The 17659-nt window shown below is 75.0% G+C and carries 15 protein-coding genes and 2 pseudogenes; 13 read left to right on the forward strand and 4 right to left on the reverse strand.

Translation table 11 applies throughout. The features are described 5' to 3' along the window. The 3 genes and pseudogenes from ALMP_RS18520 to ALMP_RS18530 all read right to left on the reverse strand — a co-directional run. A pseudogene (locus ALMP_RS18520) lies at positions 1 to 273 on the reverse strand (alkaline phosphatase); the annotation flags it as partial. Between the two features lie 182 nt (positions 274 to 455). Beyond that, the gene (locus tag ALMP_RS18525) at positions 456 to 1385 is read right to left on the reverse strand and encodes an anti-sigma factor RsbA family regulatory protein (RefSeq protein WP_264929598.1); all 930 of its coding nucleotides are present in this window, start codon (positions 1383 to 1385) and stop codon (positions 456 to 458) included. Beyond that, complete coding sequence (locus ALMP_RS18530; RefSeq protein ID WP_264929599.1) at positions 1382 to 1735, reverse strand: STAS domain-containing protein; 354 nt, start codon at positions 1733 to 1735, stop codon at positions 1382 to 1384. The genes ALMP_RS18525 and ALMP_RS18530 overlap by 4 nt, the downstream gene beginning before the upstream one ends. Positions 1736 to 2057: 322 nt before the next feature. Between ALMP_RS18530 and ALMP_RS18535 the strand changes: the two genes are divergently transcribed. The 12 genes from ALMP_RS18535 to ALMP_RS18590 all read left to right on the forward strand — a co-directional run bounded on the left by ALMP_RS18535 (position 2058) and on the right by ALMP_RS18590 (position 16394). Further along, entirely contained in the window at positions 2058 to 3314 is a 1257-nt protein-coding gene (locus ALMP_RS18535) for an ATP-grasp domain-containing protein (RefSeq protein WP_264929600.1), read from the forward strand. Continuing rightward, a complete protein-coding gene (locus ALMP_RS18540; RefSeq protein WP_264929601.1) occupies positions 3311 to 4237 on the forward strand; it encodes a hypothetical protein in 927 nt (308 codons plus the stop codon). The genes ALMP_RS18535 and ALMP_RS18540 overlap by 4 nt, the downstream gene beginning before the upstream one ends. Beyond that, positions 4234 to 5322, forward strand: coding sequence for a PLP-dependent cysteine synthase family protein (locus ALMP_RS18545; protein ID WP_264929603.1), 1089 nt, complete (start codon positions 4234 to 4236; stop codon positions 5320 to 5322). The genes ALMP_RS18540 and ALMP_RS18545 overlap by 4 nt, the downstream gene beginning before the upstream one ends. Further along, positions 5319 to 6362 (forward strand): dipeptide epimerase, encoded by a 1044-nt coding sequence (locus ALMP_RS18550; RefSeq protein WP_264929605.1) that lies wholly within the window; start codon positions 5319 to 5321, stop codon positions 6360 to 6362. The genes ALMP_RS18545 and ALMP_RS18550 overlap by 4 nt, the downstream gene beginning before the upstream one ends. Beyond that, positions 6346 to 7605, forward strand: coding sequence for an MFS transporter (locus ALMP_RS18555; RefSeq protein ID WP_264929607.1), 1260 nt, complete (start codon positions 6346 to 6348; stop codon positions 7603 to 7605). The genes ALMP_RS18550 and ALMP_RS18555 overlap by 17 nt, the downstream gene beginning before the upstream one ends. After that, entirely contained in the window at positions 7602 to 8417 is an 816-nt protein-coding gene (locus tag ALMP_RS18560; protein WP_264929609.1) for a bifunctional 2-polyprenyl-6-hydroxyphenol methylase/3-demethylubiquinol 3-O-methyltransferase UbiG, read from the forward strand. The genes ALMP_RS18555 and ALMP_RS18560 overlap by 4 nt, the downstream gene beginning before the upstream one ends. An 85-nt stretch (positions 8418 to 8502) precedes the next feature. Then, the gene (locus tag ALMP_RS18565) at positions 8503 to 10083 is read left to right on the forward strand and encodes an ABC transporter substrate-binding protein (protein WP_264929610.1); all 1581 of its coding nucleotides are present in this window, start codon (positions 8503 to 8505) and stop codon (positions 10081 to 10083) included. Then, on the forward strand, positions 10080 to 11033 hold the full coding sequence (locus tag ALMP_RS18570; protein ID WP_264929612.1) for an ABC transporter permease: 954 nt from the start codon (positions 10080 to 10082) through the stop codon (positions 11031 to 11033). Before ALMP_RS18565 ends, ALMP_RS18570 begins: the two co-directional genes overlap by 4 nt. Further along, complete coding sequence (locus ALMP_RS18575) at positions 11030 to 11959, forward strand: ABC transporter permease (RefSeq protein ID WP_264929614.1); 930 nt, start codon at positions 11030 to 11032, stop codon at positions 11957 to 11959. The genes ALMP_RS18570 and ALMP_RS18575 overlap by 4 nt, the downstream gene beginning before the upstream one ends. Continuing rightward, positions 11956 to 13479, forward strand: coding sequence for an ABC transporter ATP-binding protein (locus ALMP_RS18580; protein WP_264929616.1), 1524 nt, complete (start codon positions 11956 to 11958; stop codon positions 13477 to 13479). Before ALMP_RS18575 ends, ALMP_RS18580 begins: the two co-directional genes overlap by 4 nt. A gap of 179 nt (positions 13480 to 13658) precedes the next feature. Next, complete coding sequence (rsgA, locus tag ALMP_RS18585; RefSeq protein ID WP_264929617.1) at positions 13659 to 14759, forward strand: ribosome small subunit-dependent GTPase A; 1101 nt, start codon at positions 13659 to 13661, stop codon at positions 14757 to 14759. Between the two features lie 219 nt (positions 14760 to 14978). Then, positions 14979 to 16394, forward strand: a complete 1416-nt coding sequence (locus ALMP_RS18590) for a DNA-3-methyladenine glycosylase 2 family protein (RefSeq protein ID WP_264929622.1) — start codon at positions 14979 to 14981, stop codon at positions 16392 to 16394. Here the strand turns inward: ALMP_RS18590 and ALMP_RS18595 are convergent. Further along, positions 16357 to 16839, reverse strand: coding sequence for a DUF456 domain-containing protein (locus tag ALMP_RS18595; protein WP_264929618.1), 483 nt, complete (start codon positions 16837 to 16839; stop codon positions 16357 to 16359). The genes ALMP_RS18590 and ALMP_RS18595 overlap by 38 nt on opposite strands. Positions 16840 to 17007: 168 nt before the next feature. Between ALMP_RS18595 and ALMP_RS18600 the strand changes: the two are divergent. Further along, a pseudogene (locus ALMP_RS18600) lies at positions 17008 to 17659 on the forward strand (hypothetical protein); the annotation flags it as partial.

Raw genomic sequence — 17659 nt, forward strand, 5'->3', positions numbered from 1 at the left:
GATCCGCGTCCACAGCACCACCGACGTGGGCAGTGGGTCGCCCGAGGCGATCCCCAGGGTGAACGGGTCCTCGGTGATCCTCGCGGTGTCCAGTTCCCGCGCGGCGGCCACGCCCGTCGCGGGCAGCCCGGTGGCGAACGCCAGGGCCGCCGCGGCGGCCGTGCGGGTCAGGAAGCGGCGGCGGCCGAAGTGCCGGGCGGCGGCCCACAGGTCGTGACCGTGGCCGGCCGGCGGCCCGAGGGGCAGGGGTCGGTGACGGCCTGTCGGACGCATGTGGCCTGGCTCCCGGGTCCTCGTGGGGTGTCTGCGGCCCCCACGGGCCGGAGCCTGCGACCGGCAGGCGTTCCGATGCTAAGCAGACGAATCGCGGATGTCCGGCAGGCGTGAGTCGTGCCGCACCCGTGGAGGGGACGCTCGTTGAGCCCCCGTCAGGCGCGGCCCCGGCCCACGGCCCGTCACAGCCCCAGGTAGAAGCGCACCGTGGTGCCGTCGTCCGAGGTGTGCACCCGCACCAGGTCGGCCACGTAGTGGACCAGCATCAGGCCGCGTCCGCCGATCTGCCCGTTCTTCGGGGGCCGGCGGCCGGCGAGGGGGTCGGTGAGCCGTCCCTCGTCGCGGACCTCGCACACCACCTGACCGGCCTCCGCCCAGATCAGCAGGGTGCCCCTGCCGCCGCCGTGGACGACGCTGTTGGTGGTCAGCTCCGCGACCGCCAGCTCCGTGTCCTGGAGCCGCTGTCCGCCCAGCCCCAGTCGCCCGGCCTCGCCGACGGCGAAGTGGCGGACGTCCGGCAGGTCGCCGGAGCCGAAGGGGAAGACGGCGGCGTCCGGGGCCGGGGGCAGCGCCTCGTTGTAGCGGGCGACGACGGCCTGCCAGTCGTAGGCGTCGCTGGTCAGCTCACGGCCGTCGGCGATGACGACGGGATGGGTGATCCGGGCGTCGGCCACGACCTCCGCGTCCAGGCGGCTGACGTCGTACGGGCACAGGATGGTCGCGGCCCGGCCCTCGAAGGCGGCGTTGATCAGCGCCTCGTGCTGGGCGCACGCCGGGTACTCCACCGGCGTTCGGCCGGCCCAGATGGGCTCGCCGATGATCCGCACCCGTCCTTGCGGATGGGTGTCGGCGAACGCCCGCAGCACGCCGGGGATGATCCGTCCGGGGTTGCGGCCGACCTGGGTCATGTCGAGCAGCAGCACCTCCTCGGCCTGCGCGCCCAGCCCGTCCCGGATCAGCTCCAGGTTGGGTCCGGGCACCGCCACGGCCACTGGCTCGCCCGCGGCCAGGCCCTCCCGTACGAACGCCACCGTCCGGTCGGCGTACTCCTGGCCGGTGCGGTAGAACAGCGCCGGGTGTGCGAACTCGTCGTCGACGGCCAGTGAGCTCATCGCGGCGCCACCTCGATCCTGCGCAGAGTCGGCCAGAACAGTTCCATCACCCGGGGCAACTGGGGTGGTGGGTGCTCCACCACGACATGTCCGCGGGGCAGGTTCATGGCCGTGACCGCGAGGGCCGACACCCCGGCCACGTCGACGAACCCCACCCGCGACAGCTCGACGTAGGAGACGTTGGTATGCCGTCGGGCCAGCTCGGCCAGGGCGTCCTCCCAGGTCGGACGGGTGACGGCGCTGATCTCACCGCTGACGCGTATTCCGGCGCGACCGGACAACGGGCTCACCTCCAACACGGTCCCGCCGTTCTTCGGAGCGGGTTCCCCGATGCGGTGCGCGCCATCCACGCTCGGTCTCCTCAGCTGTCCGCCGACCGCCGTGCCCGCCCCGCTGCGGGGCGGCCGGAGTGCGGCCGTTCCGGCCAGGCAGCTTATCGCGGACGCCCGTCCGGCCGGGCCCCCGCACCTGTCGCCGGCCCGATCCGTGTCCGCCTGATGCGAGGCGGCGCCGAGGCGGCGGGTCGGCGGCGGGCCGGAAAGAGAAGTGCGTCCGACCTAATGACAATGAAAATGATTATCGATAACGTGGCCGTGTCAGCTCGGCGCCCTCCCGACGGAGGGCCCGCCGGGCTGCCCTGATGTCTCAACACATGGCCTGAAAAGGGGAGTTGTGGCTCATCTGCTGGTGGTCGAGAGCTGGGTCGGATCGATGAGCAGGCTGCTGCCACGGGCGATCCGCGAAGGCGGGCACGAGTTCACGTTCCTCACCCGGGACCTGCATCACTACCTGCGCTCCGCGCCCGAGGGGACGGCGCATCCGCTCCTCGGCGCCCGGAACGTGATCACCGCGGACACCAACGACATCGACGCCCTGCTGCCCGAGGTGGAGCGGCTGCACTCGGTGCTGCGCTTCGACGGGGTGATCACCTCGTGCGACTACTACCTGCCGACGGTGGCACGCCTCGCCGGGCGCCTCGCACTGCCCGGACCGGGCCCCGAGGCGGTGGAGAACGCCTGCCGCAAGGACGCCACCCGGCGCGTCCTCGCCGACGCCGGGCTGCCGGGCCCGCGCTTCGCGCTGCACGAGGAGTGGGCAGGCCTCTCCCGCGCCGCACGGGAGATCGGCTACCCGCTGGTGGTCAAGCCCGTCGACCTGTGCGCCGGCATGTACGTGCGGCGCGTCGATGACGAGACCCAGCTGGCCGCCGCGTTCCGCGCGCTGGCCGACTTCCCGGTCAACGCGCGTGGACAGCGGCGGGCCCCGGCCGTGCTCCTGGAAGAGCTGCTGGACGGCCCCGAGGTCAGCGTCGAGACCGTCTCCAGCGGGGGCACGGTCCATGTGGTCGGCGTGACCGACAAGAGCGTCGGCGGAGCCCCCGCCTTCATCGAGACCGGACACATGTTCCCCGCCGCCCTGACGCCCGCCGACACCGAGGCGGCCGAGCAGACCGCGCTCATGGCGCTCAAGGCGCTCGGCCTCACCGACGGCGTCGTCGCGCACACCGAGATCAAACTGACCTCCGCCGGACCGCGCGTCGTCGAGGTCAACCCGCGCCCCGCCGGCAACCGCATCACCGAACTCGTCCGCCATGTCACCGGCATCGACCTGGCCGCCGCGTTCGTCGACGTCGCCCTCGGCCGCACCCCCGACCTGCGGCGCACCGACACCGGACTGCGCAGCGCCGCCATCGGCTTCCTCGTCCCCGAGACCGGGGGCACGCTCGAATCCCTCGCGCACGACGGCCTGGCGGACGCCCCCGGCGTGCTGGAGGTGCAGCTCGCCGAGCCCGGCCGGGCGGTGAAGGCGGCCGGCAGCAACAACGAGTACCTCGGCCACGTCATGGCCGGTGACCCCGACGGCCCCGGCGCCCGCGACCGCGTCGAGTCCCTGCTGTCCGGGCTGCGGGCGGGACTGGTGATCCGATGACCACCGCCACCACGAGGGAACACCTCTGCGCCTCCTACGACGACCTGGTGGCCCGGGTCCGCGCGGGCGCCCTCGGCCCCGACCCGGCCACGCAGCGGATCGCCGTCGCCTTCACCACCCGCCAGGCCGTCCGGCACGACGGACGCGGCACCGGCTACCGCAACGAGGTCCTCAGCCTGCGCCTCGCCGAGGCCGTCGGCTCCTGCGCGGTCGAGCCGGGCAGCCTGCCCGACAGCGCGCTCGACGACTGCGTGGGCGCGGACGTGGCCCGGCTCCTGGAACACCCCCTCGGGCCGGTGCGGGTGGCCGCCCTGGACGCCTACCTCCTGCACGTCACCCCGCACACCCCGGACCACGGCGCCGTGCCCGTCGCGCTGCCCGCCGGGTCGTCCCTGGAGAAGTCCCGGGCCCGCGCGCGGACCGTGGCCGCCCTGCTCGACCTGCCCGCCGGGGCCACCGTCCTCGTCGTCGGTGTCGTCAACTCCCTCCTGGAGGCGCTGCGGGCGCGTGGCCTCGGCTATGTGCCGTGCGACCTCAAGGGCGGGGTGACGGAGTGGGGCGAGCCCGTCGTCACCGACGCCCTCGCCGCGGCCGGGGGCTGCGACGCGCTCCTCGTCTCCGGCATGACCCTCGGCAACGGCACCTTCGAACCCCTGCGGCGGCACGCGCTCGCCCACGGCAAGCAGCTGGTGATGTTCGCCCAGACCGGCAGCGCCGTCCTGCCCCGGTTCCTCGGCCACGGGGTGAGCGCGGTGTGCGCGGAACCGTACCCCTTCTTCTGGCTCGACGGCGGACCCGGCCTCGTCCACCACTACACGGGAGACCGCTACACGACAGACCGCCGCACGGGAGACCTCCGCACGGGAGACCTCCGCACGGGAGACCTCCGCACGGGAGACGGCCGCACGGGAGGCGGACGATGACCGCGACCGCCGTACGACCCGCCGCCCGCCAAGAGTTGCTGGCGCTGCTCGGCCGTACGCCCGTGGTGCGGGTCACCGCCGACCTGCCGGGCGCGCACCCCGGCTTCTGGGCCAAGCTCGAAGGGCTCGCCGCCGGCGGCATGAAGGCACGGGCCGCGGTGTCGATGCTGCTGGGCGCCCGCGAGCGGGGCGAACTGCGGCCGGGCGCCCCGGTGGTGGAGTCCACCTCCGGCACCCTCGGCATCGGCCTCGCCTTCGCCGGCCAGGCCCTCGGCCATCCGATCGTGCTGGTCGGGGACCGTGAACTCGAACCGTCCATGCGGCAGTTGCTGCGCGCCCACGGGGTCCGCCTGGAACTCGTGGAGCGCCCGGCCGGCACCGGCGGCTGGCAGGCGGCCCGACTGGCCCGGCTGCGGGAGCTGCTCGCCGAACTCCCCGGCGCCTACTGGCCCGACCAGTACAACAACCCCGACAACACCGCCGGTTACGCCTCCCTCGCCGCCGAACTCACCACCCAGCTCGACCACGTGGACATCCTCGTGTGCAGCGTCGGCACCGGCGGCCACAGCGCCGGTGTCATCGGCCCGCTGCGCCGGCACTGGCCGGCCCTGCGGCTCGTCGGGGTCGACGCCACCGGCTCCACCATCTTCGGCCAGCCCGCCCGGCCCCGTCTGATGCGCGGCCTCGGCAGCAGCATCCACCCCCGCAACGTCGCCTACGACGCGTTCGACGAGGTCCACTGGATCGGCCCCGCCGAGGCGGTGGACAGCTGCCGCAGGCTCGCCCGGGGCTCCTTCGTCAGCGGCGGCTGGAGCACCGGCGCGGTCGCCCGGGTCGCCGCCTGGGCCGCCCGCGTCCACCCCGGGGCCGTCGTCGCCACCGTCTTCCCCGACGGCCCGCACCGCTACCTCTCGACCGTCTACGACGACGACTTCACCGCCGCCCACGGCCTGGACCCGGCCACCGCGGCCGTACGGCCCGTCGAGATACCGCACCCCTACGCGGCGGAGGCGACCGGGTGGGTGCGCTGTACCCGGGTCGCCGACCCGCTCACCGCCGTCCCCGCCCTGGAAGAGACCTCGTGAAGGCCCGTCTGCGCACCGTACGGCTCGACCTGGCCGAGCCGCTGCGCATCTCCCGTTCCACCATGTCCGCCCGCGAGGCCGTCTGGCTGACCGTCGAGCACGACGGGCTGCGCGGCCACGGCGAGGCCGTCACCAGCGTCTACTACGGCCTGGACACCGACACCCTGGTCCGGCTGCTCACGTCCGTCGACCTCGGCCGGTTCTCCGACCCCGAGAGCGCCCTCACGGCCCTGCGGGAGGAGGAGCCCGGCTCTCCGCCCGCCGTCACCGCCGCCGTCGAGTCCGCGCTGCTCGACCTCGTGGGCAAGCGGGCCGGGCTCCCCGTCCACCGGCTCCTCGGCCCGGCCGCGCCGCCGGTGGCCGCCACCGCGCGCACCCTCGGCATCACCTCCGCCGCGCACGCGGCCGCCGAGGCCCGCCGCCTCACCGCGCGCGGCTTCCGACTCCTCAAGATCAAGGCCGGCGCCCCCGACCCCGAGGACGACGTGGAGCGCGTACGGGCCGTCCGGGCGGCCGCGCCCGAGGCGCGGCTGCTCCTCGACCCCAACGGCGCCTGGAGCACCGCCCAGGCCCTGGCCCTGCTGCCCCGGTTCGCCGAACTCGGCGTCGAGGCCGTGGAGCAGCCGCTCGCCCCCGGCGACCCGGAGGCGCTCGGCGCCCTCGCCGCGAAGTCGCCGCTGCCCGTCATCGCCGACGAGGACGCGGTCACCCCGGACGACGCCCGCCGCCTCGCCGGACGTGTCCACGGCGTCAACGTCAAGCTCGCCAAGTGCGGCGGCGTCCACGCGGCCCTGCGCATCGCGGACCTGATCGCGGGCAGCGGCACCGAGCTGATGCTGGGCTGCCTCACCGCCAGCACCCTCGGCCTCGCCCCCGCCGTCCACCTCGCCGGCCGGGCCCGCTGGGCCGACCTCGACGGGCATCTGCTGCTCGCCCACGACCCGTGGACCGGGATCGGCGGCGCCGACGGCACCGTCCGGGCCGGCGACCGTCCCGGCCTCGGGGTCGAGGAGGTGACCGCGCGTGAGGACGTGGCGTGACCTGCGGTCCTTCCCGTTCGCCGTCCAGCTGCTGCTGGTCAACCAGCTCGGCGTCAACACCGGCTTCTACCTGCTCGTCCCCTACCTCGCCACCCACCTCGACGAGAACCTCGGCATGTCGGCGGCCGTCGTCGGGATCGTCCTCGGCGTGCGCAACCTCAGCCAGCAGGGCCTGTTCATCATCGGCGGCTCCGCGGCCGACCGGCTGGGCGCGCGGGGCGTCATCATCGCCGGGTGCGCCCTGCGCACGGTCGGGTTCGCGCTGTTCGCGCTGGGTGACGGGCTGCCGGTGCTGCTCGCCGCGTCGGTGCTCAGCGGGCTCGCCGGGGCGCTGTTCAACCCGGCCGTGCGCGCCTACCTGACGCAGGAGGCGGGGGAGCGCAAGGCGGAGGCGTTCGCCCTGTTCAACGTGTTCGCCACGACCGGCGCGCTGATCGGCCCGCTGCTGGGCAGCGTCCTGCTCCTCGTCGACTTCCGTACCTCCGCGCTCACGGCCGCCGGCATCTTCGCCGTCCTCACCGTCGCCCAGGCCCTCGTGCTGCCCGCGCGCGAGGTGGAGCCCAGCACGGGCGGGGTCCTCTCCGACTGGCGGGAGGTGCTCGCCAACCGCGCCTTCCTGGCGTTCGCCCTCGCCATGGTCGGCATGTTCACCCTGGAGAACCAGCTGTACCTGCTGCTGCCGGAAGGCGCCCGCCGGGCCACCGGCTGGGACGGCGCGGCGGGCCTCGTCTTCCTCGTCGGCACCCTCGCCAACCTCGCCCTGCAGATGCGGATCACCCGGACGCTCAAGTCCCGTGGCAGCAGGGCCCGTTGGATCGCCGTCGGACTGGCGGTGACGAGCCTGGCCTTCCTGCCACCGGCGGCGGTGGCGGGCTCGACCGCCGACGGCTGGCTCGACGCCGTCCCCGTCCTGCTGGGGGCCCTGCTGCTGTACCTCGGCATCATGATCGCCTCGCCGTTCGTCATGGAGCTGATCCCCGGCTTCGGCCGTCCCGAGCTCACCGGCACCTACTTCGGCATCTTCTACGTCGTCTCGGGCGTCGCCGCCGCCGTCGGCAACACGGTCGTCGGCTGGGCCATGGACACCGGCGAACGCACCGACGCCGCCTGGCTGCCCTGGCTGTGCTGCACGGTCTTCGGCCTGGCCTCGGCAGCGGGCGTGGCCTGGCTACGGCACCGCGGATCCCTTCCCCCGGCCCCCGCACCGACCCCGGCGCCCACCGCGGAGAGGAGCAACGCGTGAACGGACGGGCGATCCGGGACAACCTCCTCACCGACAACCCCGAGCTGTACGAGGCGCGTTTCCCCGACCCGGGACGGCTGGCCGGGCGGTGGGCCGAGGGGTGTCTGCGGCGGTACGGGGCCGGGGCGCGGGTGCTCGACATGGGGTGCGGCACCGGTCGTGACGCCGCGCACCTGCACCGGTCCGGCCGTACGGTGACCGGGGCCGATCTCTCCGAGGCGATGCTCGCGCACGCCCGCGCCCACCACCCGGGGCCCGACTACGTCCGGGCCGATCTGCACGCCTTCGATCTCGGGCGGGCCGTGTTCGACGCGGTCGTCTGCCTGGACAGCTCCCTGCTGTACTGCCACACCAACGCCCAGCTCGACGGCTTCCTCGCCTCCTGCCGCCGTGCCCTCGCACCCGGCGGACTGCTCGTCGCGGAGATGCGCAACGGCGCCTACTTCCTGGGCCGCACCGATCTCCTGGACCGCCCCGCCGTCAACACCTTCAGCTGGCGGGGAGTCGACCACCGCTCCACGACCACGCTGTCCGTGGACCGGGCCGAGCAGCTTCTGCGCCGGGTCCGCGTATGGACCTTCGACGACGGCTCGCCGCCCGTCGAACAGCGGTCCGCCTGGCGGCTGCTGTTCCCGCAGGAGCTGCGGCACCTGCTGGCCGCGCACGGCTTCGAGGTGCTCGAACTGCACGACGGGCCCGGGCCGCGCACCGACCCGCCCTGGCAGGAGGGCGACCCGCCCGGCCGGACGGCCGACGGCGACCGGTTGCACGTCGTCGCGCGGCTCCGGCCCGGCACCCTCCCCCCGCACTGACACCCCACGCCCCACATCTCACATCCCGCACTGACACCCACGCCCCCCACAGCTCACATCCCGCACTCACACCCAAGGGACGGACATGTACGACGAACGCTTTCCCGGCCTGCGCCGCCGCGGCTTCCTCGCCGCCACCACCGGCGCCGCGGCCCTCGCCCTCGTCGGCTGTGGGGGCGGCGCCGACGACGACACGGCGGGCGACAGCGGCGACGGCAGGCCCCGCCGCGGCGGCCGGCTGCGCGCCGCCTTCGCCGGGGGCGGCGCGAGCGAGACCCTCGACCCGCACCTGGCCAACCTGTTCGCCGACGTCGCCCGCGCCAAGGCCCTCTACGACAAGCTCGCCGACTACGGCGCCGACCTGTCCGCCCAGCCCCGCCTGGCCGCCCGGTGGGAGCCCAACGCCACCCTGGACCGCTGGCAGGTCACCCTGCGTGAGGCGACCTTCCACGACGGCAGACCCGTCACCGCGAAGGACGTCCTCTACAGCTACCGCCGCATCGCCGACCCCGCCAAGGCCTACCGCGCCAAGGCGTCCCTGGAACCCATCGACCTCACCGCCAGCCGCGCCACCGGCGAACGCGCCGTCGAGTTCGTACTGAAGCGGCCGACCGCAGAGTTCCCCAACGTCCTGGCCGCGTTCGGCGCGTACATCGTCCCGGAGAACGCCGGTGAGTCCGGCGGCCTCGACAAGAAGCCCATCGGCTCGGGCCCGTTCCGCTTCGTGTCGTTCGCACCCGGCCGCTCCGCCGTCTTCCGCCGCTACGACGCCTACTGGGACGGCGCCCCGCACCTGGACGAGCTGGAGTTCGTCGTCGCCAACGAGGAGTCCGCGCGCGTCGGCGCCCTCCTCGGCGGCCAGGTCGAGTACGCGCACGAACTCAACCCGACCACCGCCCGCGCCCACGAGGGCAAGGGGCAGATCGCGATCGTGCGGCTCAAGGGCAGTGCCATGCAGGCGTTCTGCATGAAGACCGACCGGCCCCCCTTCGACGACAAGCGGGTGCGCGAGGCGTTCTTCCTGATCGCCGACCGCCAGGAACTCGTCGACGGCGCCCTCTCCGGCGCCGGCGTCGTCGGCAACGACCTGTTCGGCAAGGGCTACGAGTACTACGCCGACAGCCTCCCGCAGCGCGAGCAGGACCTCGACAGGGCCCGCGCCCTGCTCAAGCAGGCCGGCGCCGAGAAACTGAAGGTCACCCTCGACACCTCGGCCGTCGCCGCCGGGTTCACCGAGGCCGCCGGCATCTTCCGCGACCAGGCCGCCCAGGCGGGCGTCACCATCGACGTGAAGATGGGCAGCAAGGACTCCTACTGGAGCGACATCCTCGACAACGGCACCCTGTGCTGCTACCGCTCCGGCGCCATGCCCATCGAGGCGCACATCTCCCAGCGGCTGCTCACCGGCTCCACCACCAACGCCACCAAGTGGAAGCACAAGGACTTCGACGCGCTGTACCAGCAGGCGCAGTCCACCCGCGACAAGAAGCAGCGGGCGGCCGTCTACGACCGGATGCAGCGCCGCCTGTACGCCGAGGGCGGCTTCCTCGTCTGGGGGTTCGCCGACTGGATCATCGGAACGGCACGGAACGTGAAGGGAGTCGCGACCAAGGCGCCCGCCAACACGCTCGACTGGGCACGCTTCGACAAGGTGTGGCTCGGGTGAGCGGACTGCGCTCCTTCGTCGCCCGGCGGCTGCTGCTCGGCGCCGCGCAGACCGTGGCCGTGGTGCTGCTGGTCTTCGCGCTCACCGAGGCGCTGCCGGGCGACGCCGCGGTCGCCCTCGCCGGCGACCAGCCCGACCCCGCCCGCATCGCGGCCATCCGCGCCGCCATGGACCTCGACCGGCCCGCCTACGAGCGGCTGGCCGACTGGGCGGCCGGGCTGGCGCGGGGCGACCTCGGCACCTCCCTGGTCTCCGGACGTCCCGTCGTCCAGTACCTCACCGACGGCTTCGGCCCCACCCTGCTGCTGGCCACGCTCACCCTCGCGCTGCTCGTCCCGCTGGGCTTCGGCCTCGGGGTGCTCGCCGCCCGCCACGAGGGACGGCTCGTCGACCGCCTGGTCAGCACCGTCACCCTCGCCGTGTACGCGGTCCCCGAGTTCGCCCTCGGGGTGCTGCTGATGACGGTGTTCGGGCTGAAGCTGGCCTGGCTGCCGCCGACCGCCGTGGGCTACGGCACCGACCTGCTCGCCCACCCGGCCGTCCTGGTCCTGCCCGTCCTCGTCCTGCTCTCCCGCCCGGTGTGCTCCCTGTCCCGCCTGGTGCGCGCCGGCATGGTCGACGCCCTCGCCTCGCCCTATGCGGCCCACGCCCGCCGCTACGGCGTCCCCGGCGCCCGCGTCCGCTACTTCCACGCCCTGCCCAACGCCCTGGCCCCGGCGGTGCAGCAGCTCGCCCGCACCGTCGACTGGCTGCTGTGCGGCGTCATCGTCGTGGAGGCACTCTTCGTGATCCCCGGACTCGGCACCGTCCTGCTCAACGCCGTCGCCGAACGTGACGTCCCCGTGGTGCAGGGCCTGGCGGTGGTGTTCGGCGTGCTGACCGTCGTCCTCAACCTGGGGGCCGACGTGGTGGCGTACCGGCTGACGCCCAGGGCGGGGGTGGCGGCGTGAGGGCCCCTCGCCTCGCCCTCGGCCTCGCCGTCGTCGCCGTCCCCCTCGCACTGGCCCTCCTGGGCCCCGTGTTCGCCGGCGACCCCGGCCCGCGTGCCACGTCCTTCACCCTCGGGGACGGCCACTGGCTCGGCACCGACTTCGTGGGCCGCGACGTGTGGCGGCAGGTGCTGCACGGCGGCCGTACGGTCGTCGTCACCGCGCTCGCCGCGACCTCACTCGCCTATCTCGTCGCGGTGCCGGTCGGGCTGGCCGGGGCGCTGACCCGTGCGCGCCGGCTGGAGGAGCTGCTGATGCGGCCGCTGGACGTGCTGCTCGCCGTACCGTCGCTGCTGCTGATCCTGCTCGTGGCGTCCGTGTTCACACCGGGCGCCACCGGACTCGCGCTGCTCGTGGCGCTGGTGAACGTGCCCGACGCGGCCCGGATCGTCAGGGCGGCGGCGGGCGAGGCGGCCGCCCGGCCGGCGGTCGAGGCGCTGCGCATGCAGGGCGAGACCCGGATGCGGATCGCCGTCGGCTACGTCGGCCGCTCGACCCTGCGCACCCTCGCCGCCGACGCGGGCGTCCGGCTGACCGGCGTGCTGTACCTGGTGTCGACGGCCGCGTTCCTCGGGGTCGGGGTCGCGCCGGACGCCGCCGACTGGGCGGTCATGGTCGACCGCAACCGCACCGGCCTGTTCGTGCAGCCGTGGGCCGTGGTGGTGCCCGCCCTGCTGATCGTGGCGCTCACGACGGGCACGAACCTGCTCTTCGACGCGGCACTGGAGAAGCCGGCGCCGGGCCGGAGGGCACCGAAGAAGCCGACGACGGACAGGACGGCGCCGCAGAAGACGGCACCGAAGCCGGAGAAGCCGGAGCTGAAGCCGGACAAGCCGGCACCCCAGCCGGACAAGCCGGCACTGAAGAAGGGACGACCACGTCCGTGAAGCACGAACCGGAAGCGGCCGTCGCCGAGATCCGCGACCTGCGCGTGGAGATCGACGGCCGCGCGATCGTCGACGGGGTGAACCTGCGGGTGCTGCCCGGACGGGTGACCGCCCTGGTCGGCGCCTCCGGCAGCGGCAAGACCACCACGGGCCTCGCGCTGCTCGGGGAGTACCCGCCCGGCGCCGAGGTCTCGGGCGAGGTACTGCGGCCGTCCGACGGCCCGGTGGGCTATGTGCCCCAGCACCCGGCGGCCGTCCTCAACCCCGCCCGCCGGGTCGGCGCGCTGCTCACCGACATCGCCCGCGCCCAGGTGCGCGACCTGCCCCGCTCCGAACGCCGCGCGGCGGCCCGCGCCCGCGTCCTGCGCGCCCTGTCCGACGCCCAGCTCCCCGACGGCGCGGCCATGGTGCGCCGCCACCCGCACCAGCTCTCCGGCGGCCAGCAGCAGCGCGTCGTCCTCGCCCAGGCGCTGCTGCTCGGCGCCCGCGTCATCGTCGCCGACGAGCCCACCACCGGCCAGGACGTGCTGACCAAGAGCGCGATCGTCGAGCAGCTCGCGGCGGTAACCGCCCGGGGCATCGCCGTCGTCCTGCTCAGCCACGACCTCGACGTCGTGCGCGCGCTCGCCGACGACGTCCTCGTCCTGCGGGCCGGCCGGGTCGTGGAGTCGGGCCCGGCCGAACGGCTGTGGCGCGCGCCCCGCCACGAGTGGACCCGCAGACTCCTCGCGGACCAGCGGCCCGCCCCGCGCGACGAGCCCGCCGCCGACCCCGGCCCGCCCGTGCTGCGGGTCCGCGACCTCACCGCCCGCCACGGCCGCACCACCGTGCTGCGCGCCCCCGACCTCACCCTGCACCCCGGGACGTCGCTGGCCGTCGTCGGCCGCTCCGGCAGCGGCAAGACCACCCTGGCCCGCTGCCTGGCCGGCCTGCACCGCGACCACGACGGCGAGATCCTCCTCGACGGCACCCCGCTCCCGCGCAGCCTGCGCCACCGCTCACCCGCCCAACTGGCGGCCGTGCAGTACGTGTTCCAGGATCCGCGGGCCGCCTTCGACGAGTACCGGCCCGTCCTCGACCAGGTCGCCCGCACCGCCGTACGCCTGCGCGGCACCGACACCGCCGCCGCCCGCGCCGAGGCCCTGGACACCCTGGCCCGCCTCGGCCTGCCGCCCGAGTCGGCCCACCGGCTCCCGGACCGGCTCTCCGGCGGCGAACTCCAGCGAGCGGCCCTCGCCCGTGCCCTGCTCGCCCGGCCGCGGGTGCTGATCTGCGACGAGATCACCTCCGGCCTCGACACGGTCACCCGGCGCGGTCTCCTCGACCTCCTCGCCGGACTGCTCCGCGACCGCGACGACCTGTCCCTGGTCCTCATCACCCACGACCTGGACACCGCCCGCCTGGCCCACCGCGTCGCCGTCGTGGACGCCGGAGAACTCGTCGAACAGGGCCCGGCGCACCGACTGGACCAGCGCATCGGAAAACCGCTGGCACCGCGTGCCCGCTCCTCCCTAGGCTGAGCCCGCGAGTCCCCACGAGTCGAGGAACGGGAGGTGTGACCGATGACTGTCACCGACACCGGCGCCACGTTCAGCGCCCAGACGCTCGTCCACTCCACCTCCGCGGTCTCCGGCTGACCGACTCCTTCTCCGCGCGCCCGTGAGCGCGCCGCCGGGACCGCCCCTGTGAAGGGTCTGTCTTGAACCTCTCCTCCTCCCCGGCTCCCTCGCACGCCCTCGCCGCCTACGGCTGGGACGAGGGCTGGGAAACCGCGTTCGCCCCGTACGCCGCGCGGGGACTCCTGCCCGGCCGTGTCGTCCGCGTCGACCGTGGCCGGTGCGACATCGTCACCGCGGACGGCGTCGTCCGGGCCGACACCGCGTTCGTCACCCCGCACGACCCCCTGCGCGTCGTCTGCACCGGCGACTGGGTCGCCGTCGACGCCGACGGCACCCCGCGTTACGCGCGCGCGTACCTGCCGCGCCGTACCGCGTTCGTGCGGTCCACCTCCTCCAAGCGGTCCGAGGGGCAGATCCTCGCGGCCAACGTCGACCACGCCGTCATCGCGCTGTCCCTGGCCGTCGAGCTCGACCTCGGGCGGGTCGAACGCTTCCTCGCGCTGGCCTGGGAGTCCGGCGCCCAGCCCGTCGTCGTGCTCACCAAGTCCGACCTCGTGCCCGACCCGGCCGCGCTCGCGTACCTCGTCGAGGACGTCGAACGCAGCGCGCCCGGCGTGCCCGTGCTCACCCTCAGCGCGCACCAGGGGCAGGGCGTCGAGGCACTCGCCGCGCTGCTCGGCCGGGGCACCTCCGCGCTGCTCGGCGCGTCCGGCGCCGGCAAGTCGACACTCGCCAACGCCCTCGCCGGAGAGGACCTGATGGACGTGCGGGCCACCCGCGACCTGGACGGCAAGGGGCGGCACACCACGACCACCCGCAATCTGCTACCGCTGCCCGGCGGCGGCGTCCTGATCGACACGCCGGGACTGCGCGGGGTCGGCCTGTGGGACGCCGGCGGCGGCGTCGGCCAGGTCTTCTCCGAGATCGAGCGGCTCGCCCGGGGCTGCCGCTTCCACGACTGCGGCCACGAGCGGGAGCCGGGCTGCGCGGTGCTGGCCGCCGTCGACAGCGGCGAGCTGCCGGAGCGGCGGCTGGACAGCTACCGCAAGCTCGTCCGGGAGAACCAGTGGATCGTCGCCAAGTCCGACGCCCGTCTGCGCGCCGATGTCCGCCAGGACTGGAAGCGCAGGAAAGCCGAGGGACGGGCGGCCTGGCGGGCGAAGCGGGGGGAGTGGTGGTGACCGCCACCTGACACCGGGGGCCGCCGCCTGACACCGGGGGCCGCCACCTGACACCGGGGGCCGCCGCCCGACCGTCACGTTCGGCCTTGGATCGCCATGTCCGATTTCCGCTGGCGGACCCATCGCCTCGGACGAAGACTGGAACGCGTGAGAGAGCGTGTGACGGACCGGGTGACGGGCCCGCTGCCGGATCCGGTGACGGGCCCGGTGGCGGACCCTGTGACGGACGACGACAGCAGGTACGAGGCGGTCCGCAGCCGGGACGCCCGCTTCGACGGCGCGTTCTTCTTCGCCGTCGACACGACCGGCATCTACTGCCGGCCCAGCTGCCCCGCCGTGACGCCGAAACGGCGCAACGTGCGGTTCTTCGCGACGGCCGCCGCCGCGCAGGCCTCGGGCTTCAGGGCCTGCCGGCGGTGCCGTCCGGACGCCACGCCCGGCTCCGCCGAGTGGAACGTCCGCGCCGACGTCGTCGGCCGGGCCATGCGGCTGATCGGCGACGGTGTCGTCGACCGGGAGGGCGTCGCCGGGCTCGCCGCCCGCCTCGGCTACAGCGCCCGGCAGGTGCAGCGCCAGCTCACCGCCGAACTCGGCGCGGGGCCGGTCGCCCTCGCCCGGGCGCAGCGCGCGCACACCGCGCGCGTGCTGCTCCAGACGACCGGCCTGCCGGTCACCGAGATCGCCTTCGCCTCCGGGTTCGCCAGCGTCCGGCAGTTCAACGACACCATCCGCGCCGTGTACGCCAGGACCCCGACCCAGCTGCGGGCCGCCGCCCCGCGCCAGGGCCGTACCGCCGCTCCGGGCGCCGAAATACCGCTGCGCCTCGCCCACCGGGGCCCGTACCACGCGGCCGGCGTCTTCGACCTGCTGGAACGGGAGGCCGTGGCCGGGGTCGAGGAGGTCGGCGGCACCCCCGGCCGCCGGACCTACCGCCGTACGCTCCGCCTCCCGTACGGCACCGGCATCGTGGCCGTCGAGGAGCGCGCCGGCTCCGCGCCCGCCTCCGCCGTCCACCCCGGCGGCTGGCTCGACGCCCGGCTGCACCTCACCGACCCCCGCGACCTGACCACCGCCGTGCAGCGGCTGCGGAGGCTGTTCGACCTGGACGCCGACCCGTACGCCGTCGACGAGCGGCTCGGCGCCGACCCGCGGCTCGCCCCGCTGGTCGCCGCCCGCCCCGGACTGCGCGCGCCGGGCGCCGCCGACCCCGACGAGTACGCGGTACGCGCCCTGGTGGGACGGGAGCGGGCGGAGCAGCTGGTCCGCGCCCACGGCAAGGCCTTGGACGCCCCGCACGGAACCCTCACCCACCTCTTCCCCGAACCGGCGGCCCTGGCGGACTCCCCGGGCCCCCTGGGCGCCCTCGCCGCCGCGCTCGCGGACGGCACCGTACGCCTCGACCCGGGCGCCGACCGGGACGACGCCCAGGAGGCGCTGCTCGCGCTGCCCGGCCTGGACGACCGTACGGTCGCCGCGATCCGGGCCCGCGCCCTCGGCGACCCCGACGTCGCGCCGCCCGGCACCGACGCCCCCGCCGGCTGGCGGCCCTGGCGGACGTACGCCCTCCACCACCTGGGCCTCGCGCCGGGGCGGAACCTCACCCCGACAGCACCGCTCCCAGCCACGCGCCCATGATCAGCAGGCAGGTGAACAGTTCCGCGAGGATGCTGGAGCCGCCCGCGCGCATCACGGTGCGCAGGGAGGCACGGGCCGCGTCGTGGCGGCCCAGGCGGAGCCGCTCGGCGAGGTAGATGCCGCCGATGAAGCCGGGGATCGCGCCGAGGACGGGGACGACGAAGAAACCGAGGAGTGCCCCGGCGCCCGCGTACACGGCCATGTGGCGGGTGGCGCCGCTCGCCCGCAGCCGGCGGGGCGGCAGCGCCCAGCGCACCACCTGGGACAGGAACAACACGACCGTCGCGCCGACGAGGACGGACCAGGCGACCGGCTGCGGATCCTTCAGCGCCCACCACAGGACCGCGGCCCACACCAGCCACGACCCGGGCACACCCGGGAGCAGCACCCCGCACAGTCCGAGCAGGATGACCAGACCGACCAGCAGGAGTTCCCACGCTCCCATCTGCCCAGCCTGCCGGACTCCGCGAGAACACGCAGGTCAAGACCGCGGTTCCGCAGGTGGCAGCGCCCCGGTCCCGGCGGGACCCCGGTGCCCCGGGCGGTCGTCGCGCGCCGCCGATTTTCCCGATGCCCCGTTTTCATCCGGCCCGTGCGGTGGACAATCGGGGGCATGAGCCAGCAGGGGGGAACGCCCACCGGCCACGAGGACGACTGGTGGGCGCAGTTGTACGACGACTCCACCGAGGACACCGGGCCGACGCCCGCCGCCGACTCGCTGGACGAGCGCTTCGCCTCGGCGGCGGGAGCGGTACGCGCGGACTCCGCGGACGCACCGAGCGGCGCGGACCCAAGGACGCCGAGCGGCGCGGACCGGGCGGCGGCGGGCGAGGCGCCGTCGGTTCCGGCGCCCCGGAGCGAACGGGCCGGGGCGGCCGACGAGGAGGAGTGGTGGGCGCCCGGGACCGCGCAGTCTCCGCCGCCGCCCTCGCCGCCCCCTCCCGCACCGCGGCGCGCCCCCTGGGAACCCCCACCGGACAGACCCGCCGGCCCCATCACCTTCCCACCCGGCCCCCTGCCCCCAGGGTTCGACGAAGGGGCACCCCGAGGCCCGGCCGGCCACGAGCACTCCCCCCAGAGCCCGGGGAACGACGAGCGCGCACCCCGAGGCCCGGCCGGCGGACGCACATCCCCAGGTCCGGAGCGGGGCGGGCGCGGGCCCCGGGAGACCGCCCGCGCGGACGCGGACGCGGACGCGGCCCCGGCGCCGTCCCCGCCCGCCCCCACCGCCTCCGCCCTCGGCACCGCGACCCCGTTCGGCGCGA

This window comes from Streptomyces sp. A012304 (assembly GCF_026008495.1).
GTDB lineage: Bacteria > Actinomycetota > Actinomycetes > Streptomycetales > Streptomycetaceae > Streptomyces.